20 protein-coding genes are annotated in these 23,452 nt (G+C 71.7%); 4 read left to right on the top strand and 16 right to left on the bottom strand.

The genetic code is table 11. From position 1 onward, the window contains the following. Positions 1–22: 22 nt before the first annotated feature. The 4 genes from B0675_RS23820 to B0675_RS23805 all read right to left on the bottom strand — a co-directional run bounded on the left by B0675_RS23820 (position 23) and on the right by B0675_RS23805 (position 2,261). Complete coding sequence (locus tag B0675_RS23820) at positions 23–397, bottom strand: fic family toxin-antitoxin system, toxin component (RefSeq protein WP_081220851.1); 375 nt, start codon at positions 395–397, stop codon at positions 23–25. Beyond that, complete coding sequence (locus B0675_RS23815; RefSeq protein ID WP_081220848.1) at positions 394–630, bottom strand: ribbon-helix-helix protein, CopG family; 237 nt, start codon at positions 628–630, stop codon at positions 394–396. Before B0675_RS23815 ends, B0675_RS23820 begins: the two co-directional genes overlap by 4 nt. 103 nt (positions 631–733) lie before the next feature. Next, positions 734–1,345: a dihydrofolate reductase family protein gene (locus tag B0675_RS23810; protein ID WP_081220845.1), complete on the bottom strand. Its 612-nt coding sequence runs from the start codon at positions 1,343–1,345 to the stop codon at positions 734–736. Positions 1,346–1,418: 73 nt separating this feature from the next. Next, positions 1,419–2,261, bottom strand: coding sequence for a helix-turn-helix domain-containing protein (locus B0675_RS23805; RefSeq protein ID WP_081220843.1), 843 nt, complete (start codon positions 2,259–2,261; stop codon positions 1,419–1,421). Between the two features lie 386 nt (positions 2,262–2,647). Here B0675_RS23805 and B0675_RS23800 point away from each other — a divergent pair, with 386 nt between their 5' ends. Next, positions 2,648–4,798 carry a glycosyltransferase family 4 protein gene (locus B0675_RS23800; protein ID WP_081220842.1) on the top strand — a complete coding sequence of 717 codons (2,151 nt, stop codon included), beginning with the start codon at positions 2,648–2,650 and terminating at the stop codon, positions 4,796–4,798. 60 nt (positions 4,799–4,858) lie between these two features. On the opposite strand, the gene B0675_RS23795 is transcribed toward B0675_RS23800, so the two are convergent. Then, entirely contained in the window at positions 4,859–7,069 is a 2,211-nt protein-coding gene (locus tag B0675_RS23795) for an alpha-N-acetylglucosaminidase (RefSeq protein ID WP_081220841.1), read from the bottom strand. A gap of 935 nt (positions 7,070–8,004) precedes the next feature. Between B0675_RS23795 and B0675_RS23790 the strand changes: the two genes are divergently transcribed. Beyond that, on the top strand, positions 8,005–8,778 hold the full coding sequence (locus tag B0675_RS23790) for a glycosyltransferase family 2 protein (protein ID WP_081220840.1): 774 nt from the start codon (positions 8,005–8,007) through the stop codon (positions 8,776–8,778). Between the two features lie 194 nt (positions 8,779–8,972). Here the strand turns inward: B0675_RS23790 and B0675_RS23785 are convergent, their stop codons facing one another. Further along, positions 8,973–9,500: a hypothetical protein gene (locus B0675_RS23785; RefSeq protein WP_081220839.1), complete on the bottom strand. Its 528-nt coding sequence runs from the start codon at positions 9,498–9,500 to the stop codon at positions 8,973–8,975. Between the two features lie 372 nt (positions 9,501–9,872). Next, positions 9,873–10,814, bottom strand: a complete 942-nt coding sequence (locus tag B0675_RS23780) for a helix-turn-helix transcriptional regulator (RefSeq protein WP_203660213.1) — start codon at positions 10,812–10,814, stop codon at positions 9,873–9,875. Between the two features lie 249 nt (positions 10,815–11,063). Here B0675_RS23780 and B0675_RS23775 point away from each other — a divergent pair, with 249 nt between their 5' ends. Together B0675_RS23775 and B0675_RS23770 are read left to right on the top strand one after the other, a co-directional pair. Continuing rightward, a complete protein-coding gene (locus tag B0675_RS23775) occupies positions 11,064–11,300 on the top strand; it encodes a hypothetical protein (protein WP_081220837.1) in 237 nt (78 codons plus the stop codon). A 354-nt stretch (positions 11,301–11,654) separates the two neighbouring features. Continuing rightward, positions 11,655–11,897: a helix-turn-helix transcriptional regulator gene (locus tag B0675_RS23770; protein WP_241539850.1), complete on the top strand. Its 243-nt coding sequence runs from the start codon at positions 11,655–11,657 to the stop codon at positions 11,895–11,897. Positions 11,898–11,991: 94 nt separating this feature from the next. On the opposite strand, the gene B0675_RS23765 is transcribed toward B0675_RS23770, so the two are convergent. The 9 genes from B0675_RS23765 to B0675_RS23725 form a co-directional block, all read right to left on the bottom strand. Beyond that, on the bottom strand, positions 11,992–13,110 hold the full coding sequence (locus B0675_RS23765) for an LLM class flavin-dependent oxidoreductase (protein ID WP_081221972.1): 1,119 nt from the start codon (positions 13,108–13,110) through the stop codon (positions 11,992–11,994). Beyond that, positions 13,100–14,758, bottom strand: coding sequence for an amino acid adenylation domain-containing protein (locus B0675_RS23760; RefSeq protein WP_081220832.1), 1,659 nt, complete (start codon positions 14,756–14,758; stop codon positions 13,100–13,102). Before B0675_RS23760 ends, B0675_RS23765 begins: the two co-directional genes overlap by 11 nt. Next, the gene (locus tag B0675_RS23755) at positions 14,755–15,636 is read right to left on the bottom strand and encodes an OAM dimerization domain-containing protein (RefSeq protein WP_081220831.1); all 882 of its coding nucleotides are present in this window, start codon (positions 15,634–15,636) and stop codon (positions 14,755–14,757) included. Before B0675_RS23755 ends, B0675_RS23760 begins: the two co-directional genes overlap by 4 nt. Further along, positions 15,633–18,419: a lysine 5,6-aminomutase subunit alpha gene (locus tag B0675_RS23750; protein ID WP_206602725.1), complete on the bottom strand. Its 2,787-nt coding sequence runs from the start codon at positions 18,417–18,419 to the stop codon at positions 15,633–15,635. The genes B0675_RS23755 and B0675_RS23750 overlap by 4 nt, the downstream gene beginning before the upstream one ends. Further along, positions 18,416–19,819: a lysine 2,3-aminomutase gene (locus B0675_RS23745; RefSeq protein ID WP_081220830.1), complete on the bottom strand. Its 1,404-nt coding sequence runs from the start codon at positions 19,817–19,819 to the stop codon at positions 18,416–18,418. The genes B0675_RS23750 and B0675_RS23745 overlap by 4 nt, the downstream gene beginning before the upstream one ends. 100 nt (positions 19,820–19,919) lie before the next feature. Further along, a complete protein-coding gene (locus tag B0675_RS23740) occupies positions 19,920–20,543 on the bottom strand; it encodes a GNAT family protein (protein ID WP_241539849.1) in 624 nt (207 codons plus the stop codon). Beyond that, positions 20,540–21,637, bottom strand: a complete 1,098-nt coding sequence (locus tag B0675_RS23735; RefSeq protein ID WP_081220829.1) for a histidinol-phosphate transaminase — start codon at positions 21,635–21,637, stop codon at positions 20,540–20,542. The genes B0675_RS23740 and B0675_RS23735 overlap by 4 nt, the downstream gene beginning before the upstream one ends. Continuing rightward, the gene (locus tag B0675_RS23730; RefSeq protein WP_241539848.1) at positions 21,634–22,095 is read right to left on the bottom strand and encodes a cupin domain-containing protein; all 462 of its coding nucleotides are present in this window, start codon (positions 22,093–22,095) and stop codon (positions 21,634–21,636) included. Before B0675_RS23730 ends, B0675_RS23735 begins: the two co-directional genes overlap by 4 nt. Then, on the bottom strand, positions 22,095–23,444 hold the full coding sequence (locus B0675_RS23725; RefSeq protein ID WP_081220828.1) for an ATP-grasp domain-containing protein: 1,350 nt from the start codon (positions 23,442–23,444) through the stop codon (positions 22,095–22,097). The genes B0675_RS23730 and B0675_RS23725 overlap by 1 nt, the downstream gene beginning before the upstream one ends. Positions 23,445–23,452: the final 8 nt, after the last annotated feature.

The following is a 23,452-nucleotide window of genomic DNA, read 5'->3' as shown; positions in this document are numbered from 1 at the left end:
CCTGTGCGTCCCGGGCCGGAGCTCAGCGGGCGGCCCATCCCTTGATCTCGGCGGCGATGCCCCTGACGTCCAGGGCGTCGCGGCTGACGCGGGCCGCGAGCGCGGCGGCCTGCTTGGGCTGTACGTCCACGATGACGCCGCTCACCGACAGGTACGAGGCGGCCACGACGGCGCCGAAGAGTTCGTTGGAGTGCGCCAGCGCCGGGCAACGGATCAGCTGATGCATGAGGGAGGCGGCTCGGTGGTGGACCTCGGTGTAGACGGGGGTGTCCATGACCGCGTCGGTGTGCCGGGCCGCCGCTGCCGCGAGCGTTCCGAAGTCCGTGACGTCGGGGTCTCCGGGAAGGTGGCGGTGTGCGAGGTCGAGAAGCCAGGCGCGGTCGATGCGCACGATCACGCGGCGGCCGCCGGTCCGCGGTCGGTGTTCGGGGCCCCGAATTCCTCGGCGAAGGCGTCGGCGAAGAGGTCGGTGAAGTGCGCGCCCGCGGCGAGGAAGCGGTGCCGTACGTCGTTGCCCTCGTCAGCGAGCACCTGCTTGGCGTACTCGGGCACGGTCAGCCCCGCCGCCTCGGCCCGCTTCTCGATGGTGGCAGCGGTCTCGTCGTCCACACGCACGTTGATCTGCTTCACCCGGAGAGCGTAGCGGGGAATACGAGGCGCTACAACGGCTTCGGGTGCACTCCCGCATTCACTCGCGTGCTCCCGTGCTCCCGTGCTCCCGTCTTCCTGTGCTCTAGCGGCGCACCTTGAACTGCAGGTGCAGCACCCTGTCACCCTGGATGACCACGTGCGGATCCTCCAGCAGGTGCTGTCCGTCGATGCCGCCGAAGAAGCGTCTGCCCGATCCGAACACCACGGGGACCACGTCCATCGCCACCTCGTCCACGAGACCGGCCGCGAGGATCTGGGCGCCGGCGTCGCCGGCGTTCACGGCGACGACTCGCTCGCCGGCGAGTTCCTGGGCCGTGTCGATCGCGGCCCTCACGCCGTCGACGAAGTGGTACGACGCCTCCGGGTGCCACCCCTCGGGCTTGGGCCGATGGGACACCACGACCACGTGATCACCCGCGGGTGGCCTGCCCTCCCAGCCGTTCACCAGGTCGAACAGGTTGCGGCCCATCACGATGGTGCCGATCGACTCCCACATCGACCGGACATGATCCGCGGAGGCGGGCGAGACCTTGAAGCCGCTTTCGGATCCGGAATGGTCGTACTGCTCGCCCCGGCCCACGACGATCGGGACGTCACCGCTGAAGTACCACTCGTGAAGGGGCCCGACCTCGCCCTTCTCGTCGGCGATGAAGCCGTCCACCGACACCACGCTGTGCATGATCACCCTGCCCATGGGTCCTCCTCCACGTCTCGTTGCGGGTTCACTGCAATCCTTGCGCGGCCGGAGGATCCGGGCATGTAAGAAATCAATCAGCGGGCATCGGGCCGTAGTCCTGCGGGCCTCGCCGCTCGGCGGGGAATCGACGCCAGAGAGCCAGGTACTCCGTCGGCGTGTGACCGGTGAAGTCCTTGAACTCCCTGCTGAAGTGGGCGTGATCGAAGTAGCCCGCCCTTTGCGCGAGTTCCGCCCAGTCGACCGGCCCCTGGGCGTCCACGGAGATGATCAGCCGGGCAAAGCGGTAGATCCGCGCCACGTGCTTCGGGGTGACACCGACATGAGCCTTGAACAGGTTGGCCAGGTGATTTCCGCTCACCCCGGCGGCGTCGGCGAGCGCACCGACCGAGATCCCGCCATGCGTCATCTCCAGACGGCCGCCCGTGTGCCGGACCAGGTCGAGGCCGCGCCCCGGGGCGTCGGCGAGCCGCGACCGCAGTTCCTCCTCCAGGACGAGCAACGTCTCCTCCGGCGACGTGACGTCGCCGAGCCGGTTGCGCATCCGGTCCACAGAGCGCCTCCACACGGCGTCGACGGGTACCCATCGGTTGCGCAGCTCGGCCGCCGGCATGTCGACGAACGGCGACATCCCCCACGGTTTGAAGTGCACCCCTACCAGCCGGACATGGGCGGGGTACTCGAAGAGGAAGCGCCTGGTCCATACGCCCATGAACCACCCGTCCGTGAACACGGCCGGCGGCGTCTCCCGGTCGGAGTCCCACAGGCGGACGGGCCCGTCCAGGTGGAGGAACAAGTGCGCCGACGGCATCGGCGGAACGTTCACCAGCCGGTGGGTCGGCACCCCGGACAGGCAGTAGATGTCGTCGATGAACCGGTCGAGCGGCGGCGCGGGCACCCGGCCGACGTATTCCATGGAACCAGTGTGGCGGCTCGCTCGTCGCCCCGCGAGGGTGGTGGCTCGACCGGCGACGATCCGGCGCGTCCAGCCGCACCCCATCGCACCGTACTGCTGCGAGCCTGCGGTCTTCCGACAGCAGACCGCGCACGCCACGTGACGTCAGGCCTGCCGTGTGCCATGACACCGGCCGGCGAGCGCGGCGCCTGCGGCGGGCCTCACGGTCCAGTGACAGCCTGGCGCCTGGTCCCCCGGTTCAGGACAAGGTGGCCGATGGCCCGACTTCATGGATGTTGAGGCTTCTGTATACACTGCTGATCTTTGGTCTACACCTTTTCCTGTGCGGCGGCTGTCAGCCCCACCGACGACAGCGCTTCCCCGGACGGCGGGTGCGCGGGAGCACCATGAAGATCGCTTTTCTGATCAACAACGCCTACGGCATCGGCGGCACGATCCGCGCCACCGCGAACCTCTCCGGCGCCTTCACCGACCGGCACGAGGTGGAAGTCGTCAGCGTGCACCGCGTCCAGGACGAACCCGCCATCCCCCTGCACCCCCGCGTGCGGCTCACTTCACTGATCGACATGCGCGAGGACTCCCCCACCTACGACGGCGCGCACCCACTCACCGAGCAGCCCTGCACGATGTTCCCCGACACCGGCGCCGCCGCGAACTCCGCCCGCCTGCCCTACTCCGCCCTCCAGGACGACCGCATCGGCACCTGGCTGCGCACCACCGACGCCGACATCGTCATCGCCACCCGCCCCGACCTCAACGGCTACCTCGCCCGCGACGGACAACCCCGCTACCTGCGCATCGGCCAAGAACACCTCAGCCTCGACGCCCACAACCCCACCCTGCGCGGCCACCAGAACAAAGCCATAGCCGGCCTCGACGCCTTCGTCACCGTCTCCGAAGCCGACGCGCGCCAATACCGAAACGCACTGACGGATCTGGACACCCTCATTCTGTGCATTCCCAACGCGGTGCCGACTCCCGATGTCGAACTCGCCGGCCTCGACTCCAAGGTGATCGTCGCCGCCGGCCGACTGGTGTCCGTCAAGCGCTACGACCGCCTCGTCGACGCCTTCGCCAAGGTCGCCGACACCCACCCCGACTGGACCCTGCGCATCTACGGCCGCGGCCCCGAGAAGAAGGCCCTGCGCGCCCGCATAGACGAACTAGGCCTGTATGACCGGATCTTCCTCATGGGTCCGGTCTCCCCCATCGAGACCGAGTGGGCCAAGGGAGCCATCGCCGCCGTCTCCTCCGACATGGAGTCCTTCGGCATGACCATCGTCGAAGCCATGCACTGCGGCGTCCCCGTCATCGCCACCGACTGCCCCCACGGCCCCGCCGAAATCATCGACCACAACACCAACGGACTCCTCGTCGACCTCGACAGCGGAACCGACGGCTACGCCGCCGCCCTCCACCACCTCATGAACGACGACGAACAGCGCAGGCGCCTCGGCCCAGCAGCGCGAGAGCGAGCCGCCGACTTCGCCCCACCAGCGATCGCCGACCGCTACGAAACCCTCATCGGCCAACTCCAGGCCATGCGTGAGCGGGGCAAGGCGGGTAGACGAGGCCGGGGCCATCTGCTGTCACGGCTGCGTTCCGCGATGCCCACAGCCCGGCCCGCGGCGCACACAGCGGCGCCCACCACAGCGTCACCGGTTCAGGAGAAGCTCGGCTCTCGCCCGGTCGCGACAGCCCGTGTGCTCGCGAGTGGCGCGCTCTCCGTCCGTCTGGACGCAGGCGCCCTGCCCTCTGGGCCTCTCGACTTCCTGGCTCGGATGCGTCGGGATCCCAAGGGCCGCGAAATCCGCCTGCCGTTCCCCGACGCTGCGACGGCCCCGGGGCAGGCGCCGGGAGCGATCACTCTCGAGGCCGACCGTCACCAACTGGCCGAAGGGCGCTGGGACTGCTACGTCCTGCCCCGCGACGCCCCGGTCAAGGACCGGATACGGCTGACATGCCGCCTGGCCGAGCAGGCCCGAAGCATCGGTCGTGCCCCCACCGCCACGGGAGACGTCGTCATCTCCCGGTTGCCGTACACCACGGCCGACGGGTACCTCGCCCTGCGCGTCTGGCAACGTCCCGCGCACGCCGAGATCACCTCACTCGCCGTGACCGCCGACCACGCCGTCGTCTCCGCTCGGCTCCTGGCCCCCGGCCCCGACGCGGCTCTGCCCGACACCGCCGCCGTCGTCGCCATCTCACGCCACGGCCAGGCCCATGACATCGTCCTGCCCATCACCCGGATCGGTCCTGGGCCGGGCCACTTCACCTGTACCGTCCCCTACGCTTCCGCGCTCGCCGAACGGGCCACGGACCACGACCTCTGGGACCTGTACCTTCGCCTGAGCGCGAGCGGCGCACCGATTCCCATCGGTCGCATCGGCGGCGACATCGTCGACCGCAAGACGACCGACACTGTCCCTGCCGCCCGTCTCACCCACCCCACCCGAGGTGCCACACGCACCAAGCCGTTCTTCACCATGACGAACGACCTCGCCCTCAGCCTCCGCGACGCGGAGGCGACCGGCTGAGACTGCTGCGGGTCGATGCCGGCCCGGCACCCTCGCATCGCTGCCGTGGCCGGGCACTCATCAATGTCGAGTGGCCTTCAGGACCTTGTGCGCGATGACGAAGATGTCGCCGGTGGGCTCGGTGGCGTACGGCGGATGGGTGCGGACCCATTCGTCTTCGATGGCGAACCAGTCGAAGGTCCTGGGGGCACGACCCTCGGCGAGTGCGGCGTCGAGGTCGTCGAAGTAGGTCCTCCATCGCAGGGTGTACAAGCCGCCGATCAAACCGGCCCACTCGCGGTTCGCGTAGTCCCGGAGCTTGCCCTTGTCCGCGGCGGGGCGGTCGCCCCAGACGGTGAGAACCGAGACCGCGTCGTGTGCGAGTTGCTCCTGCTCCCTAGGGTCTGCTCCCCGACTGCGCGCGTCGGCGATCCACGTACCAAGGAGGTGCCGTGCGTCGGTGGCCACCGTCTCCTCCAGGAGTTGCATCCATCGGAACCACTCCGCGGTGAGCCGCCCGAAGGCCGTGCGATCGCCTGCCTCGTAGACGGCCCTGATCTGCGGGAGGAGGATTCGGCTGCGATGGGAGATGACCTGCCGAGTGACGTCGAGCAGGTCGTAGCGGTAGGCGCTGCTCCGCCTCAATTCCGCTGACACTGCGAGAAGTTCCGGGAGTGCCTTGGCGAACTCGGTGGGGTCGTAGCGCAGCGCTTTGGGGGACCAGGAAGCCGCCTTCGTCGCCTTCAGGGAAGGGCGGGCTCCGAAGAGGCCGTCGTGGGCCTCGGACCAGCTGTCCCGGCGGGTGGTGCCGTAGGCGGTGCGTCGCAGGATGTCCCAGGCTGTCGCGGCGTGCTGGTCGGGGGCGCCGTAGCGCTGGACGGACCATTCCTCGAACCAGGTGTTCAGGGACAGCGGGCCTTCCGTCCATGCGAGGTCGCTGAACAGCGCGAATGCCGCTGGATTGTTGTCCGCGGCCTCCGGCATCAGGGCGATGCCATGCAGTGCGCTGCCGTCCTTGGTCCGCCACTTGTCGTACAGAGCGGGCCAATCGGCGGTGTTCGCTCCCATGGTGGTGTGGCCGCCGAAGTTCCAGATCGAGCCGAAGGCGTAGGGCGTGCGGTCCCAGTCCGTCTCACGGTCCACCACTTCCGGGAAGCGGTCCGAAAGCCCGTCGACGATGAGCATCTTGCTCTTGTCGACGGCGTCGACGATCTCCCTGCGGGGATTGGTCTGCCAGCCGAGAATGTTCCACACGGCGCCGGGGTGGGCGACGCGCAGGGCCTTCTCCACAGCCTTGGCAGCGTCACCCACGGGTACGTCCCCTGGCTTGCCTCCTTCATGGAGGAGGTCCATTTTGTACATGCTGGAATCGCCGAAGAGCCCGGCCTGAATGCGGTAGAAGTCTGCGGCAACGCGGGCGAAATGGTCGGTTCGCGGGTCGAGCCAGTCGGGGCGGGCGAAACCGGCCCACTCTCCTTGCGGCACGACGTCGGCCCCGGGATTGCGGTCGGTGAAGCCGGGCGGAACGGTGCCGAAGTAGCCCGGGAGCACAGGTGTCATACCCAGTTCGCGGAGCCGTGCGGCGATCCTTCGGCCGAGTGCGAGGCGATGGTCGAGGAGTGGCCGGGACACCGGTCCGCCGAAGCCGGACATGTTCTGCAGGAGCCACCACGGCTGATGTGCGGGGCCGGCGATCCAGGACCGCATCTCGGTATCCGTGTAGCCGTGTCGCTGGAACAGGCGGTGGTAGACGGACTCCGCACCGATGTAGACGAGTACTTCGTTGAAGCCGTGGAGCGCGAGGACGTCCAGCTCGTGTTCCCAGTAGTCCCAGCCGTGGTAGGGGCCCGTGTAGCCGTCGCTGGTGTCGTTGAGGGCGAACCGGTGAGCCACGTTGGCCGTGCGCTCCAGCGGGCGACGAAGCCCGGGCAGCGTCGGGGGCAAGTCCGTCTGCTCGCCGTTCCAGGAGAAGTGGGCGTGCGCATGGCTGCGAAGGTATTGGTGGAATCCGGCGAGTTGCACGGCCGGGGTGCTGCCCTCCACCAGGATCCGTCCCCTCGCGCCGGAGACCCGGAAGATGTCGGCACCGTCCTTCGCCGGAAGCGCGCGGAAGGCGACCTGGTCTTGATGCCGGGGCAGAAGGCGTCCCAACGCCACGTGCGCGATGTCCTGGGCCCCCGCCCGTCGGGCGGTTCCCCTCTCGGAGCCGGGGCGCGAGGCACAGCCACCGACGACGCTCAGCGCGGTGGTCGCGCCGAGTGCGGCGAGGATCTTCCGACGAGCCATGTCCAAGAGGAGCTCCAGCAAGGGAGACGGCCAGGGAAGTGATCTACCCCGGCCGAGGATCCTAACGACCGTCGTGGGCGACGCGGGAATCTGGGCCGACGCACACGGTCAGCCACCGGCGGGTCGGTCCGTCCGCAGCCGTCTGGGGCACATGCTTTCGCGCGTGTCGTCAGGTCGGCGCCGTATTCGCCCTGGCGGCCCTGGGGGCCCGGCTGAGCCACGGCGGTCGCACCCACGGCGGCAACCTCCTCCATCAGCGCGGCTCCCTCTGGTTGTTCCGACGTGACCAGGTGCCAGTGGACAGTAAACAGGGATACGTGCGGGAAGGTGCGGCAAAGGCTGGTAGGTACGCTTCAACGGCTTGCTTTGGTTGTTCCTTCCGAAGGTCGGGCTCTGCCGAGGTGCACGCTGCCGGCGGAGTCCCGTAACGGGTAGTCGCGGATCCGGCTGTCACCGAGGACGTCGGCCGCGGGCGCGCGGAGCCCTTCACGCACAGGTACAGCTGGTGCTCCCGCTCAGCGGCGAGCGCGATGTCCGCGGTCTTGCGGGAGGTGTCGCCCGTGTGGGCGTCGCGCACGATGCCCCGCACGAGCGGCCGCGCCGAGCAGCGCGGTGAGTCCGGCATCCGCCATTTCTCTGCTGACGTGAGAGGCGTGTTCGCCTCGGACTGGGCTGCTGCGACGGGGAATTAAGGCCGTTTGCGTTGCCGGCTCAGACCTGTCGGACCGGACCGATACCCCTGTGACAGAACCTTTATTACTGGCGTCCGGCTTCGCGCCGATGTCGGCGGTGCACGGCGCGAAGGGCGTCCGTCCCGGTCGTGGCGGAAACGGCCCGCGAGCGCGCCGGGCCGCGGGAAGGGCCCGGCCGGGGACCGGGCGGCCGGAACCTGCGACTACACTTCGGGCTCCGTCAATCGCTGGTACGAAGTGAGGAAACCCGTGCCTCTGGTGTCTGTCGTCATGCCCGTGTACAACGCGGCAGCCACTCTTGGATCTTCGGTGCGATCGGTGCTCGCGCAGACGCACACCGATGTCGAACTCCTGGCCATCGACGACGCGTCCAGCGACGAGTCGATGGAGATGCTCCACGACCTCGCCCGGCAGGACGACCGGGTCCGCCCGGAGGCGGCCCCCGGCCGCGGGGGCGCGGCCCGAGCCCGCAACCAGGCCATCGCTCGGGCCCGCGGTGACTACGTCGCCTTCCTCGACAGTGACGACATGTGGCTGCCGACGAAGCTGGAGCGGCAGTTGGAGTTCGCGGCGACGTCCGGTACGCCGTTGACGTTCACGTCGTACTACAAGATGGATGCCGAGTACGACGGTGAGGCGGCCGATTTCGCCCCCAACGGCCGCGTGATCTGGGCGCGAGAGCGTGTGGACTACCGGGCGATGCTCACCCAGGACCACATCGGGGCGCTGACCGCCATGTACGACCGTGGGCTGCTCGGTACGAGGCTGATGCCGGACATGCCCAAGCGGCAGGACTACGCGTTGTGGCTGTCGATCATGCGTGACGGCCATGACGCCTGCGGCCTGCGGGAACCACTGGCGGTGTACCGGGCGGGGCGCGCCGGGTCTCTGTCCTCCAACAAGCTCGGGCTCGTCCCGTACAACTGGGCCCTCTACCGCGAGCACGAACACCTCTCGGTTCCCCGGTCGGCGCGGGCTCTGGCCGGAGCGGCCTGGCACTCGCTGCGCAAGTCGAAGATCTGATCCCTCCGGCGGGTCCGTCGGCCAGGCCGCGGGCTCGGCTGTCGCGTGCGCCGGGGGCAGGTCGCCGGTCCGGCGCGGGAGGAGCCGGAGCAGCGGCCGACGGGGCGGGCCGTCCGCCCGGCCCTCGTCGACCGCCACGCTCCGATGTCTCGGCGTCGGCATCACCTCGGGCGCTGAGACCTTGTGCGGGTCGTTCACCACGCGGGTGCGTGCAGGCCGAGGAGCTGCAGCGTGCACGAGGTGTGGACGTCGTCCAGGGTGTAGGTGTACCCGCGCGGGAGGTACAGGGCCTCGCCGACCCGCAGGCGCAGGCGCAGGTCCAGGGTGTGCGGTGGTCGGGTGGACGACGGGTGCGGGGGGTGGGCCGGTTCGACGCGGCCGCCGCAGCTTCCGTGCACCGGGAGCAGGACCAGGTCGGTCTCCGTGGTGGTGCCGGTGTGCCGGTCGCCCCGGGCGAGGGCGACGGACGAACTGACCACCGTGCAGCCGAGGAGCGTACCCAGACGTGCCGTCAGTTCGGCTGCCTGGTGCGGCACTTCGGATGAGGGTGGTGGCGTGCCGAGGGGTGGGGCCGCGCGTGCCGCGGCCACCACTGCCTCGATGCCCTCCGGCCACACCAGGGCCGGCGTCCTGTCCCGGTTGACGGACAGGCACAGGGCCACGTCCCTGACGAAGAGGTCCAGGCCGGCTCTGCCCGTGACCGAGGTCGATTCGAAGTCCACGTCGTGCTCCCGCTCCCGTTGGCGCAGACCCTCCGGCGTGCCGCGACGCAGGTGAGGTCGCCCACCGCGCCGTCGCCCGCGGGTGGGACCTGCACGGCGTCGAGGCCGGACCGGTGCCCATGTGCGGTGTCGTTCGTGCGCGGAGGGCCCGTCCTTCGTGCACGGAACATCCGGGAAGGACAGATCTGCTGTTCTTCCGCCACATGGCCGCAGGGATGGGCGGCGTCGTCGGACCGGTCCCCTTCCCTGCGGTTTGCAGGAACTCTCTCGGACCGGGCCGGTGGTGCGGCAGTCCCGGGATCACGGTACCGCAGGGGCCACGGCACGTCGCGGCCCCTTCCGGCGGACCGGCGCCCTCCGGTGGGAGGCCGCTCAGCCGGGAGTGGGAACGTCCTCCGCCTCGTCGTCGAGGAGCCCCGCCCGTGCCGCCAACACCCCCGCCTGGAAACGGCTTTCGGCGCCGAGCGTCTCCATGATGTCCGCGATGTGCTTGCGCGCGGTGCGCAGGGACATACCGATCCGGCGCGCGATCGTCTCGTCCTTGAGGCCGGCCGCGAGCAGCCGGGCGATGGTGCGGTCGATGTCCTTGGCGACGAGTTCGAGTCCGTCCGTCGCGGCGTCGGAGAACGGTGCGGCCTGCATCCACGCCTGCTCGAAGACCTCGCACAGGTAGCTCACGACCGATGGTTCCCGGATGACCACCGCGCCCCAGGTGCCGCCGCGTTCGGGGATGAAGGCCACCTTTCGGTCGAAGACGATCAGGCGGCCGAACAGTTCGTGCGCGGTGCGGTATTCGGCACCGAGGGAGGACACCATGGAGACGTAGGCCTGGCTGGGCCCGTTGAAGCGGGCGGTGTGGTGGTAGAGCGTGCGCATGCGGACACCGCGGCCGAGCATGGCGCTGTCGCGGGCGAGGGCCTCCTGGAGGACCTCGGGGACGCGGTTGCCGCCGGGCTGGCTGGTGAGCATCTCCTGCGCGCACTCCTCGGAGGCACGGTTGAGTGCCGCTCTGACCTCCTCCAGGCGGGGGATGACCTCGAGGCCGACGGAACCGCGGCTGATGCTGTCCAGGTAGTGGCCCCGCAGGTCGGCGAACTGGTCGCGGATGCGGTGCAGTTCGGCCTGCTGGGTGCGGATCTCGGCTTCCATCGTGGTCGTCACCACGGCGGCCACCAGGTCCGGGTCGACCGGCCGCAGCCGGCTCGGGTCGTCCGGGTCGGCCTTCATCAGGCCCAGTTCGGTGAGGGAGACGACGGCGGCGTCGACCTCGTCGCGGCCGAGGCCCAGTTCTCGCGCGGCCCGGTCGGGGTCCATGCGCTCGTTCCTGGCGACCCACCTATAGAGGGCGATTTCCCTTTCGTTCGGTCGCACGGGCGGTTCGAATGCCCTACTTTCGTCCGCTATGAACACTTCGTCCCCTGTTCGTTTTGCTGCGAGGCAGCTTGGTGAGCACCGTGATCGGTAGTCAGGACCACGTGCGGCACGAGAGTCTTGAGGCAACGGAGAAACCGCCGCAACGGAATCCCCGAATCCGTCCAGAATTCAAATACAGGAGTGCCCACAATGAAGTCCTTCCGCGCCGCCGCCATTGCTCTCGCCGCCGCTTCCATCGCTTTCGGCGGAGTTGTCGGAGCCGCCCAGGCCTCGACGTCGGCACCGGCCCGCACCGCGGTCACGGCGTCGGCCGCCACGGAGGGCAACACGGACGGCGACAGCGGCTGGGGCGGGCGCGTCATCACCGTCCCCACCGCCACGCGTACGGCCGGACAGCTCACGGCCGGCACCGACACGGCCGCCTGAGCCTCACCGCACGCGCGATCCGGCGGGCCCGGGACGGCCCCCGAGAGCAAGAGCGAGGACCCTGCGAGCGCGCCTGGGACGGGTAATAACCGCTGTTCCACGCGCTGCTCGCGGTCCGGGCGTCCGGTCAGCACTGCGTCCGCGCCCCCACCGTGTCGATATCCGAACACACGCTTCAGATTAGCCCGTGCGACCGACGCCCTGCTCGACGGCGCGCGGAGGGCACACAGGTGCGGCCTGACCGGCGATTCAGCAGCCGGGGCCGCCGCGTGACGGCGACCGAACCGGCTCCACCCTCCCTGGAGCACCGGGGAGCCCGCCCCATGGCCCTCACTCCCCATGAAAGGCACACGTGTGAGTCCGTTCGCCGTCGAAATCCTGGAACTCCTCAGCGACCGCGAGCTCGAAGTTCTGGGCTACCTCGCCGAAGGCCATACCTATTCCTCCATCGCGCGGAGAATGAATCTCAGCCCGCACACGGTGGACACCTATCTGCGCAGAATCCGGGGAAAGGCGGGAGTCAGCAATCGCGCGCATCTGATGGTTCTGGCCCTTCAGGTCTCACGCCGGCACGACTTCGGCATGACGCAGGTGTGAACTCCGTCCGAACGACGGCGGAGGGCGCCGGTGGGGACCCCCCACCGGCGCCCTCCGCCGTCGTGGTGCGCGCCCCGGCGGACGCGCACCCCCCTCATCCCTGAGCCCGCGCCTCCCGCTCGCGCCGCTCGACCTCCTGTCGCACCAGCGGCAGCAGGGTGCGCCCGAACTCCCGGGCGTCCTGGACCGGTTGGTATCCGCGGAGCAAGAACGTCGTGACACCGATGTCGACGTAGTCCAGCAGGGCCCGGGCCACGGTCTCCGGTGTTCCCACCAGAGCGGTCGAGTTCCCCGCGGCTCCGGTCACCGCCGCGGGCGCCGTCCACAGGGCGCGGTCGTGCCTCTCGCCCCGCTCCGCCACGGCCAACAGCCTCCGCGAGCCCGCGTTCTCCGGGCGTACCGACGGCCCGAGCGGCAGCGGCGGCCTGCTCCGGTCGAAGAAGCCGCCCGCGGTCCCCTGCCGCCGGAGCCCGTCCAGGATCCCGAACGCCCGCTCCCAGGCCTCGTCCTCGGTCGCGCCGAGCACCGGGCGGAACGAGGCACTGATGCCCGGCATGACCGTACGCCCGGCGGCGCGCGCTCCCGCGTGCACGGCCGCGATCTGCTCGGCGGTCTCGGCCAGGGGCTCACCCCACAGCGCGAACACGTCCGCGTGCCTGCCGCCCACCCGGTACGCGGCGGGCGAGGATCCGCCGAAGTAGAGCGGCATGTGCGGATGTTGGACCGGCCGTACCTCGGAACGGAAGTCGTCGAACCGGTAGAAGCGGCCGTCGTGACCGAACCCCTCCTCCTCGGTCCACGCCCGCTTCACCACGTCGAGGAACTCGTCCGTACGCGCGTAGCGGTCCTCCTTGGCCGCATAGTCGCCGTCCCGGCGCTGTTCCGCGTCGTGACCGCCGGAGATGACGTGCACCGCGAGCCGCCCGCCACTGAACGCGTCGAGGGTGGCGAGGGTACGGGCCGCCATGGTGGGGGCGACGGTTCCCGGGCGGTGGGCGAGCAGCAGTCCGAGGCGTTCGGTGTGGGCGGCGACGTACGCGGCGATCTGGCCGCCGTCGGGCGAGCTGGAGCTGTGCCCGATCAGGACCCGGTCGAAGCCGGCCTCTTCGTGCACACGGGCGAACATCCGGGTGAAGCCGGGGTCCACGGCAGGCCCCCGGCCACCCCCCTCGGAGTCCCGTGCCCCGACCATTCCGATGAACTCAACCGGCACGGTGGCCACCGTCCTTGGTCGTGCGGGGCGCGTCGTGCCCCAGGTCCCGGCCGGGGACCGCCCCGGCCAGCAGGGCGTCGCGGTCCAGCTTGCCGTGCGCGGTGACCGGCAGGCGGTCGAGGTAGTGCAGTCGTTGCGGAAGCATGTGCGCGGGCAGCCGGCCCGCGAGCGCGTCGCGCACCCGGACCGGGGGCACCACGGCACGGTCGGCGACCAGATAGGCGGCGAGTGCCGGGATGCGTCCGCTGTCGTCGAGGAGGCAGGCGGCGCCGTCCACGCCGGGGACCGCCCGCAACTCGGCCTCGATCTCCCCCAGTTCGACGCGGAAGCCGCGCAGTTTGACCTGACCGTCCATCCGGCCCGCGTAGTACAGCCGGCCGTCGGCGTCGGCGACGGCCCAGTCACCGCTGCGGTAGCGCCGACCCGGGCCGCCGGGTTCACCGGGTTCACCGGGTTCACCGGGGAAACGTTCGGCGGTCAGCTCGTGCCGTCCCAGGTATCCGTGACTCACCCCCGCTCCGCCCACCCACATCTCTCCGGGTTCACCCGGGCCGACCAACAGACCGCCCGCGTCACGCAGTTCGACTTCCAAGTGGGGCAGTGGGCGGCCGATGGGGGTGCGGCCCGGGCGCGCGGCCGCGAGGAGGTCGGGGGTCAGCGGGCAGTGCGTGACATGGACGGTGGTCTCGGTGATGCCGTACATGTTGGTGACCGAGGCGCGAGGCGCCGTGTCCGCCGCCCACCAGCGACGTATGTCGTCGGGGACCATCGCCTCGCCGCCGAGGACGACATGGCGCAGGGCAGGCAGCCGGATCCCGGTGGCGGACGTCTCGGCGACGAGGTTGCCGAAGGCGGACGGTACCTGGTTGACCACGGTCACGGCCTCGTCCGCGAGCAGCTGCGCGAAGGCCTCGGGATCGGCCGCGGTGTCACGGTCCACGACCACCGCACGGCCGCCGCCGAGCAGGGCGCCCCAGATCTCCCACACACTGAAGTCGAAACTCCAGGAATGGAACAGGGTCCACACGTCGTCGGCCCCGGTGTCGAACAGCGGAAGCGCGGCGTCGAGCAGGGCGAGCAGGTGTCCGTGCCCGACCACGCATCCCTTGGGAAGACCGGTGGAGCCCGAGGTGTAGATGGTGTAAGCGGTGTCCGGGGGGAGCGCGGGCGCTCCGGGGACGGGCCGGCGGGCGGCGAGGGTCAGCGGGCCCACCTGGGCGAGTGACGTCTCCCCCGGTTCCGGTGGTCCCTCCGTGAGCACCAGTGCCGTGCCCGAGTCGTCGAGCAGGTGGCGCTGCCGGTCCCGCGGATAGCCGGGGTCGACCGGCAGGTAGGAGGCACCGGCGCCCAGGATGCCGAGCAGCCCGCCCAGGGCGGCCCGGGACCGACCGGCCCGCAGGGCAACGGGCTGCCCGGGCGACACGTGCCCCCGCAGGACGCGCGTCACCGCGGCGGCGTCCTCGGCGAGCCGTCCGTACGTGACCGAGCCGCAGGCGTCGGTGACCGCCGTACGGTCGGGCACGCGGGCGGCGATCTCGCGGAACCGGGTGTCGAGCCGGTCCTCGGGCTCCGCGCCCTCCGTCGCGGTGGCGAGCGCGCTCGTGTTCTTCGCGGGGACCGGGGGCGGGGTCGTCGGCGGCCGGCTCACAGGAAGCTCCTGTCGGCGGACACGGTGGTTCCGGCCGTCTCCTCCGCGTCCTCGCCCGTGCTCGCCGACTCACCGTCGTGCACGCTCTCGTCCAGATCCACATCCAGATCCAGTTCGCGAACGCGGGAGCGTCCGACGGTCAGGGCGTGTACGAGGTAGCTGGCGACGTCGTCCGGCGTGGTGCCCCGGCCGAAGATGCGGTCGACGCCCAGGTCCGCGGTCATGGCGGGGTCGAACCGGGGGCCGCCGACGACCAGGAGGGGCCGGGGGCGTCCGGCGTAGGCGGCGTCCAGCTCCGCGCTCAGCTCACGGACGTTGGTGAGATGGGCGTCGCGCTGGGTGACGGCCTGGGAGACCAGGACGGCGTCGGCGTTCTCCCGGACTGCCCGGTGCACCAGGTCGGTTACGGAGACCTGGGCGCCCAGGTTCACGACGCGCATCGAGTGGTAGTACTCCAGGCCCTTCTGGCCGGCGAACCCCTTGATGTTGAGGATCGCGTCGATGCCGACGGTGTGCGCGTCCGTTCCGATGCAGGCGCCGACCACGACGCAGTCGCGCCCCAGGTTCTCGTGCAGGCCCTCGTCCACCTCCTGGGAGGACAGCAGCGGGTACTCGCGCTCCACGACGTCCACGGAGTCGAGTTCGACCTCGTGCACGACCGGGCCGTAGACCACGCAGAACGTGAACTCGGTCCCTACCGGGCGAGCGTGGACGAGGAGGGGGCGGTCCATGCCCATCTGGCGGGCCAGTTGGAGGGCGGTGCCCTCGGCGAGCGCGCCGTGCGGCAGCGGGAGGGTGAACGAGAGCTGCACCATCCCGTCGCCTGTGGTGTCCCCGTAGGGGCGGACCGCGGGCGGCGGTCCGGCGGGGGTGTTCATCGCTGATCTTCTCCTTCACGGTCGGAGTCCTGGGACGTTTCGAGCAGTTCGACGGCCGGGTTGCGGTAGCCGGGGGCGCACTCGGCCACCCCGTCCCGGCCACGGCCTCCGTCGACGGGGCGACGCATGCCGCCGAAGGTGCCGGCGGCGATGGCGTCCAGCAGGCCGTGTTCACCGATCCGCTCCAGCAGGTCGACCGCTTCGCGCAGCACCACCTCGGCGCGCCGGGTGATGGCGCCGCCGGGTGCCGGGCGGAAGTCCTCCTCCAGGGAGCCGGCCGCGTTCATCACGTACCGGACGTTCTGCAGCGCCAGGTCGCGGTCGGAGAGGAAGGGGGTGACGACGGCCTCGGTCATCATGCCGACGAGCAGGATGTTCTGCCGGGTCAGCGCGCCCGCGAGGTTGAAGAAGCCGTTGAGCAGGTAGCCGCGGAAGATGTCGCCGGTCATGTGGCGGGTCGGCGGCATCCACTTGAGCGGGGCGTCGGGGAACAGCTCGCGGGCGAGCAGGGCGTGGGCGAGTTCCATGCGGAAGGAGTCGGGCAGGTCGGGGTCGATCTCGAAGGCGTGCCCGAGGCCGAGTTGGGCGTCGGTGAGCCCCGCCTCCTTGCCGAAGTACTCGTTGAGGAGTTGGCTCGCGGTCACCGTGTGGGCCGCGTCCATCGCGTCGGCGGTGGTGAGGTAGTTGTCCTCGCCGGTGTTGATGACGATGCCGGCGCGGGCGTGCAGCTGGCGGGAGAACCGCTGGTCGACGAAGGTGCGGACCGGGTTGATGTCGCGGAAGAGGATGCCGTACATGGAGTCGTTGAGCATCATGTCGAGGCGTTCCAGGCCCGCGAGGATGGCGATCTCCGGCATGCACAGACCGGACGCGTAGTTGGTGAGGCGTATGTAGCGGCCGAGTTCGGCGGACACCCCGTCCAGGGCGGCCCGCATCAGGCGGAAGTTCTCCTGCGTGGCGTAGGTGCCCGCGTATCCCTCGCGGGTGGCGCCGTGGGGGACGTAGTCGAGCAGCGACTGTCCGGTCGAACGGATCACCGCGATGACGTCGGCGCCGCCGCGGGCGGCGGCGACCGCCTGCCGGACGTCCTCGTGGATGTCGCCGGTGGCGACGATGAGGTAGATGAGGGGGCCGGTGGGCTCGCCCCACTGCCCGATCAGCCGGTCGCGTTCCCGGCGCCGGCCGTCGATCACGGCGAGGCCGCCGGCCATGGCACGCCGGGCGTCGGCGACCGCGCTGTCCGCGGCGGCGCCCTCGGGCAGCCGGAAGGACACGTCGCGGGCGGTGGCGCGCGAGGCCAGTTCGGTGAGGTCGCGGCAGGAGCCGGTGCGCAGGGCGTGCCACACGGGCAGGGCCACGCCGTGCTCCAGGCCGACTTGGTCGCGTACGGCGTCGACCAGTCGGTTGGCCCAGGGGATGCCCTCGGCGTCGGCGCCGGACAGTCCGGCCAGTCGCAGGGCGGCCCGTTCCACGGCGACCGTGGTGTGGGACCGGGCCATGTCCACGACGGCGCCCCCCGCGCGCGCCGCCAGTTCCCGTGCCCGGCGCACGAGTCGCGGGTCGAGGCCCAGCTTCCCGGCGGGGGCTGTGGTGGCCCGAGGGGTGTGGCCGGGGTCGACGACCACGGCGGAGGCGTCGTCCGCGACTGCGGAGGCGACCCGGTCGGTCGCCGGGGCGGGGGCGGCCACCGCCGGGTCCTCGTGCCGGAGCGTCGGGCCGATCCTGCGGTCGAAGAGGGCGCGCACGCCGGGTTCGGTGCGGACCAGGTGGAGTGCCTGCTCGGCGTGGCCGGGCTGGTAGCCGTTGCCGATGAGCATGGTGACGTCGGCACGCAGTCCCTCGGCGCCGAGTGCGGCGGCCGGGAAGGAGGTCGCCATGGAGAAGAAGACGACGGTGCCGCCGTCCCCGGTCGCCAGCACGGCGGCGTGTTCGCAGCCGGGCACGTCGGTGCAGACCACGGTGATGTCGGCCGGGCCACCGTGGGCGGCCAGTCCGTCGGCGAGTGCCACGGCGTCACGGGCGTCGGCGCGCAGCACCGAGCCGGCCAGGCCGGAGGCGGTGAGGGCGGTCGCCTCCGCCTCGTTCGGGACGACACCCACCAGGCGGCCGGCGCCGGCGCGGCGTGCGGCGGCGAGCGCCAGGCTGCCCGACTTGCCGGCCGCGCCCAGGACGGCCACCGAGGGGGCGCGGCCGGTCCGGGCGGCGTACTCGGCGACGGTGCGGCCGGTGAGCGCCGGCGCTCCGCAGACGTCCAGGACGGCGAGGGACAGTTCGTCGGGCAGGTCGGCGGGCAGGACCGCGGCGACCGAGCGTCCGAAGAGGATGGCGTGTCCGCGGGCCGGCACCCGCTCCCCCAGGCCGTCCCAGTCGCGCAGGCCGTCGGTGAGTTCGAGCGGGGTCAGGGTGAGGGAGACCAGGGTCGCGACCCGTTCGCCGGCCTTGAGGCCGAGCGGCGTCTCGGGTCCGGCCTCCGCGACGGTCCCGATGAGCATGCCGCCGGACCCGGTGACGGGGTTGTGCATCTTGCCGCGCTCCCGCACGATCGCGCGGACCGCCTCGCGGATGGCGTCGCCGTCACCGCCGTGTTCCTCGTGGAGCTGGCGGTAGGACGCCGCGTCGAGGTTGAGGTACTCGACGTCGATGCGGAGTTCGTCGTCGCGCAGCCGCGGGTCGGGGTCGAGGCGCAGGGCCGCCTGCGGCAGCACTCCCTCCGGGGCGAGCACGCGGTGCAGGCCGAGTGGTGAACCGGGCTTGCCGGGCGGGGTGTCGGTGGGCGTGTTCACTGCTCCTCCCCCGGCTGCCACTGGGCCCAGTGGGCCTGGCCGGACGCGGGCAGGGTGTGCAGCGGGTCGTAGTAGTGGTGGGTGCGCTTCAGGGCGTCCGGGGCGTCGTGTTCCACGGAGGTGAGGTAGTTCTTCGACCAGTCGGAGACGCCGAGTTCACGGTCGTACGCGTCGGCCTGGTGCACCCAGCGCTTGCCGACGTAGGGGACGTCGCAGACGAGGCGGGGTGTGGCGAAGCCGGGGAGGTAGCCCATGATGGCGTGCTGGAGCCGCTGGGCCTCGGCGAGCGGCAGCCGCCAGTGCTCGGCGCCGGGGACCATGTCGCAGAGGTAGAAGTAGTAGGGCATGATGCCGGCGCTGTCGAGGAGGGCGAAGCACAGGTCGAGCAGTGCCTCGGGGGTGTGGTTGACGCCGTTCAGGAGCACCCCCTGGTTGCGTACGTCGCGCAGTCCGGCGGAGAGCAGCGCGCGGGACGCCTCGGCGACCAGCGGGGTGATCTGCTGCGCGGCGTTGGCGTGGGTGTGCATGGCGAGGCCGACGCCTCGGGCGGAGGCCTTGGCGGCGAGTTCGGCCATGCCGTCGAGGACGTCGGGTGCGAGCCAGTGCTGCGGCAGCCCGATCAGTCCCTTGCTGGCGAGCCGGATGTCGCGGACGTTGTCGAGGTCGAGGAGTCGGTCGACGAAGGAACGCAGGCGTGGCCAGGGCACGTTGGCGACGTCTCCGCCGGACACGACGACGTCGCGGACGGTGGGGGTGGCGCGCAGGTAGGCGATCATGCGGTCGAGGCGGTCGGCGGGCCGCAGCACGAAGCGGTACTTGTCGACCTGCGGGGTGGAGGTGCCGACGAGGTCCATGCGGGTGCAGTGCCCGCAGTACTGCGGGCAGGTGGTGACGAGTTCGGCGAGCACCTTGGTCGGGTAGCGGTGGGTGAGTCCTTCGACGACCCACATCTCGGCCTCGTGCAACGAGTCGCGGGAGGCGAGGGGGTGGCTCGGCCAGCGCGGGTGCCGGTCGCTGGCCACCGGCAGCATGTAGCGGCGCACGGGGTCGGCATACCAGTCGGTGGTGCCGGGGGCGGCGTCCGGGGCGATGGTGTTGAGGACCTGCGGGGTGAGCAGGATCGGCATCGTCGCGAACTGCTTCTGGTCGGCGGCGAGGTCCTCGTAGAAGGCGTCGTCGAGCCCCGCGCCGGCGAGTTCGCGCAGCTGGCGGACTCCCTTCACGCAGTGGGCGCGCTGCCACTGCGGGTCGCGCCACTGGGCGGAGGTGACGTCCCGCCAGCCCGGGAAGCGCCGCCAGTCGGGCTCGACGGCCTCGTGGCGTCGGTAGCCGTACGGCTGGGCGAGCGCGTCGGCCGATGCCCGGGTGGGCGGCGCGGTCGGCGGGGGTGCGGTCTTCACGAGGTGCCTCGGTTTCTCCCGGCCGCCGCGGCGGGTGGGGATTCGGGACGGGGCACCGCACGGAACGGTCGTGCGGTGCCGCCGGGTTGAGTGGTCTCGGTCAGCGGGTGAGCGCGTGGACGAGAACGCCGTCGCGGTCCGGGCGGCGCTCGAAGCCGGCACGTTCCATGACCCGCTGGGAAGGCACGTTGTCCGCGGTGGTCGTGCAGACGACGGTGTCCACGCCGGGCTGCTGGAGGGCCCAGCGGGCGAGCGCGGCCAGTGCCTCGGTCGCGTAGCCGTGGCCGCGGGCGTCCGGGTGGAGGTCGAAGCCGATCTCGGCGGCCGCGTCCTGCGGCGGTCCGTGGAAGCCCATGCCGCCGACGACGAGCCCGTCGGCCTCGCGGACCAGCACGTACATGCCCCAGCCGGAGCGGTGCAGGCCCGCCGTGTGGGCGCCGGCGAGCAGGCCCGCGGCCTCCCGCGACCCCTCCCCGGGGGTGCCGCCGAGCCAGGGCAGGTCCGCGGTGCGCCCCTCACGGAGTTCGAGCGCCTCGGCGGGCAGGACCTCGCGCAGCCGGAGCCGCTCGGTGGTGAGGACGGCTGTGGGGCGGGCGGCGACCTGCCGGCGGCAGGCCTCCTCGTCCCCCGACCAGCCGGTGCTGCGCCAGCCGTCGGGGAGTTCCCCGGTGGACGGCAGTACGGCGAAGGCGTCGTGCGGGTCGAGGGCGATCACGTGGGTCACTGCTGCTCCTGTGCTGGGGTGGTGCGGGACACGGGCAGGTCGCTCGTGCGGCGGTGGGTCACGGGGTCGACGGCGTCGAGCGCGTCGAGCAGGCGGTCGAGGTGGCCGGCCGGGCCGACGGAGATCCTGAGGTGCCCGGCCAGGCCGAAGCGGCCCGCGTCGCGGACGAGGATGCCGTGGTCGTCCTCCAGAAGCCGTTCGGCGCGGGCGGAGTCGCCGACCGGCACGGCGAGGAAGTTGGTCACCGAGGGCAGGGCGTGCCGGCCGCGTGCGGCGAGTGCGGCCCGGAACCCTTCCCGCGCGGCGGTGTTGCCGGTCCGGACGTGCTCCAGGTGCTCGCGGTCGGCGAGGGCGGCGACGGCGGCGGCCTGGGCGGCCCGGTTGACGCTGAAGGGCATGGTGCCCTGGACCTCGCGCAGCCGGGCGACGAGGCCCGCGTCGCCGACGGCGTAGCCGATGCGCAGACCGGCGAGGCCGTGGGCCTTGGAGAAGGTGCGCAGTGCAAGGACGGGCGCGCCGGATCCGAGATGGTCGAGGATCTGCGGGGTGCCGGGCGGTGCGAAGTCGAGGTAGGCCTCGTCGACCACGAGCGGGGTGCCGGTGGCCGCGGCGCGCTCGACCAGCAGGTCCAGTTCGGCGCGGTTCAGGGCGCCTCCGCCGGGGTTGTGGGGGTTGCACACATAGGCGATGCCGGCGCTCGCCATGGCGTCGGCCAGGGCCGTGACGCCCGGGGAGGTGCCGTCGAGGGGGACTTCGTGGCAGCCGCGACGGGTGGTCTCCAGGCAGATGCGGTAGCCGGGGAACGTTCCGGCGGTGGTCACGCCGGGGCGGCCGGGGTCGCCGACGCACAGCGCGGTGAGCAGGACCAGTTCGTCGCTGCCGTTGGCCACGGCGACCTGTTCGGGGTGGACGCCCAGCAGATCGGCGATGGCCCGCGCGGGGGCGGTGCGGGTGGGGTCGGGGTAGGTGCCGGTGTCGTCGACGGCGGCGTGCGCGGCGCGCAGGGCGTGCGGGCTGGGCCCGTACGGGCTCTCGCTCAGGTGCAGTCGCAGGGGCGCGGCGCGCGCGGTGCGGGCGACGGTCGGGGCGGTCATCGTTCGCTGCCGAGGAGCAGGCCGAAGCAGTAGCTGCCGGGTTCCGCCTCCAGGGTGAGGAAGCGGTGCTCGGCGCCCGCGGGGACACGCAGCAGGGCGGGCGAGGTGAGTTCGTGCCGTTCGCCGTCCACGAGGACGTCGATGCGGGCGCCGCCGGGGTTCGGCGAGACCAGGAAGTAGATCTCGTCGACGGCGTGCCGGTGCGGGTCGGCGACGGGCTTGCCGACGAGGTGGGTGATGGGTCCGCCCGCCAGCTCGACGGGCACACCGCCGAACATGTCGGCCGTCAGATAGAACGGCGCGGGCGCGTGGTGTCCGGCGACGGGCAGGAACTGCGGGATGTCGGTGCGGATCTCCGCTCCGTTCGCGACGGTGCGCACCCCTTCGGCGGAGGCGGGCGCGGCGCTGGAATCCTCTCCGGTGGAGGGGTGTTCGGTGGTGGCCGGCTCGGTGGTCATCAGGAGGCCTTTCGTATGTCGGTGGGGGCGGGGCCGGCGCCTTGTCCGGGTCCGGCCGGGACCAGGTCGCGGGCGCGCACCGTGCGTTCCTCGGGTGTGCCGGGCGTTCCGGCGAAGGTGTAGGTGAGGGTGTCGAGGGCCCGGTCCAGGACGGCGAGCATGGTGTCGTGGTCGTCGGCGGTGCCCCAGAGCACGGCCAACTCCCCGGTCGCGACGGCCGGTTCGACCGTCCGGCCGGGCTGTACCCGGGTCTCGTAGGTGTCGACGCCCGGCAGGCCGCGCACCTCGCCGACACCGCGTACGCCGGTGAGCAGTCCGCCCTCGGCGGGTGTCGGGAGCGCGCGGGCGTAGGTCACACGGTCGTCGGGCACCCAGGTGGTCGGGAGGGGCCGCCCGAGGGCCACTTCCGCGGCGAGGAGGACGGGGTCGAGTCCGCCGGCCAGGCGGCCGAGGCCGGCCTGGAAGCCGCCCAGCCGGCCGTTGACCTCGATCAGCCGGGGGCCGTCCGGGGTCAGCTTCACCTCGGTGTGGGTGATGCCGGTGCGGACGCCGAGCGCCTGGACGGCGTCCGCGGCCAGGGCGAGGACGGCGTCCCGCTCGGCGCCGGTGACCGGGGCCGGCCAGAAGTGGCCGACCTCGCGGAACGGGGGTGCGAGCGGGAACTTGCCGGTCGTCGCCCAGTGGGTGACCCGCCCGTCCAGGACGGCGCTCTCCACCGAGACGTGGTCGCCGAAGGGGTCCGCGCCGACGCCCTCCAGGTACTCCTCCAGGACGAGGGCCTCCTCGCCGCCCGCGGACGCCGGTGCGGTCAGCAGGCGGGTGGCGAGCGCGGCGCCCGTGGCCGCGTCCCGCACGAGGTGGGTGCTGCGGCTGCCCTCGCCGCGCAGGGGCTTGAGGACGGCGGGCAGTCCGACGGCGGCGAGCGCGGGCGCCCAGTCCCCCGGGGTGCGCAGCAGCCGGCAGCGCACCGGGTCCACGCCCCGTTCACGAAGCCTGCGCCGCTGCTCGTACTTGTCGGTGAGCAGCCGTACGGTCCGCGCGTCGTGGAAGGGCAGACCGAGCCGGGCGGCCAGCTCGGCCGTGGTGCCCAGCCGGCGCTCGCTGTAGGTGAGTACGGCGTCGGGGCGGTGTTCGCGCAGGAGCTCGGCCGACGCGTCGAGGGTGTGCGCGTCCTCCTCGTGGACGGGGACGACGGGCGCCAAGTCGGCGAGGAGTGGGGCGAGTTCCTCGGTGTGCCGGGAGGGGCACACGGCGAGGACGACGTCGCCGAGCGGTTCGATCCGGTCCACGATGTCCGCGGGCGCGGCGGAGCCGAAGTCGTAGACGACGGCGATGACGGGGCGTGGCATGGCCGTTC

This window comes from Streptomyces sp. M41(2017), assembly GCF_002078175.1.
Taxonomy (GTDB): domain Bacteria; phylum Actinomycetota; class Actinomycetes; order Streptomycetales; family Streptomycetaceae; genus Streptomyces.
Note: the sequence above shows the minus strand (reverse complement) of the source record. Positions and strands in the feature narration are given on the sequence as shown.

Bases quoted from the DNA above. Each gene is read 5' to 3' on its own strand.
- B0675_RS23810 (WP_081220845.1), bottom strand. From the start codon at position 1,345: ATGGGCAGGGTGATCATGCACAGCGTGGTGTCGGTGGACGGCTTCATC.
- B0675_RS23805 (WP_081220843.1), bottom strand. From the start codon at position 2,261: ATGGAATACGTCGGCCGGGTGCCCGCGCCGCCGCTCGACCGGTTCATC.
- B0675_RS23800 (WP_081220842.1), top strand. From the start codon at position 2,648: ATGAAGATCGCTTTTCTGATCAACAACGCCTACGGCATCGGCGGCACG.
- B0675_RS23780 (WP_203660213.1), bottom strand. From the start codon at position 10,814: ATGGACCCCGACCGGGCCGCGCGAGAACTGGGCCTCGGCCGCGACGAG.
- B0675_RS23775 (WP_081220837.1), top strand. From the start codon at position 11,064: ATGAAGTCCTTCCGCGCCGCCGCCATTGCTCTCGCCGCCGCTTCCATC.
- B0675_RS23755 (WP_081220831.1), bottom strand. From the start codon at position 15,636: ATGAACACCCCCGCCGGACCGCCGCCCGCGGTCCGCCCCTACGGGGAC.
- B0675_RS23735 (WP_081220829.1), bottom strand. From the start codon at position 21,637: ATGACCGCCCCGACCGTCGCCCGCACCGCGCGCGCCGCGCCCCTGCGA.
- B0675_RS23730 (WP_241539848.1), bottom strand. From the start codon at position 22,095: ATGACCACCGAGCCGGCCACCACCGAACACCCCTCCACCGGAGAGGAT.
- B0675_RS23725 (WP_081220828.1), bottom strand. From the start codon at position 23,444: ATGCCACGCCCCGTCATCGCCGTCGTCTACGACTTCGGCTCCGCCGCG.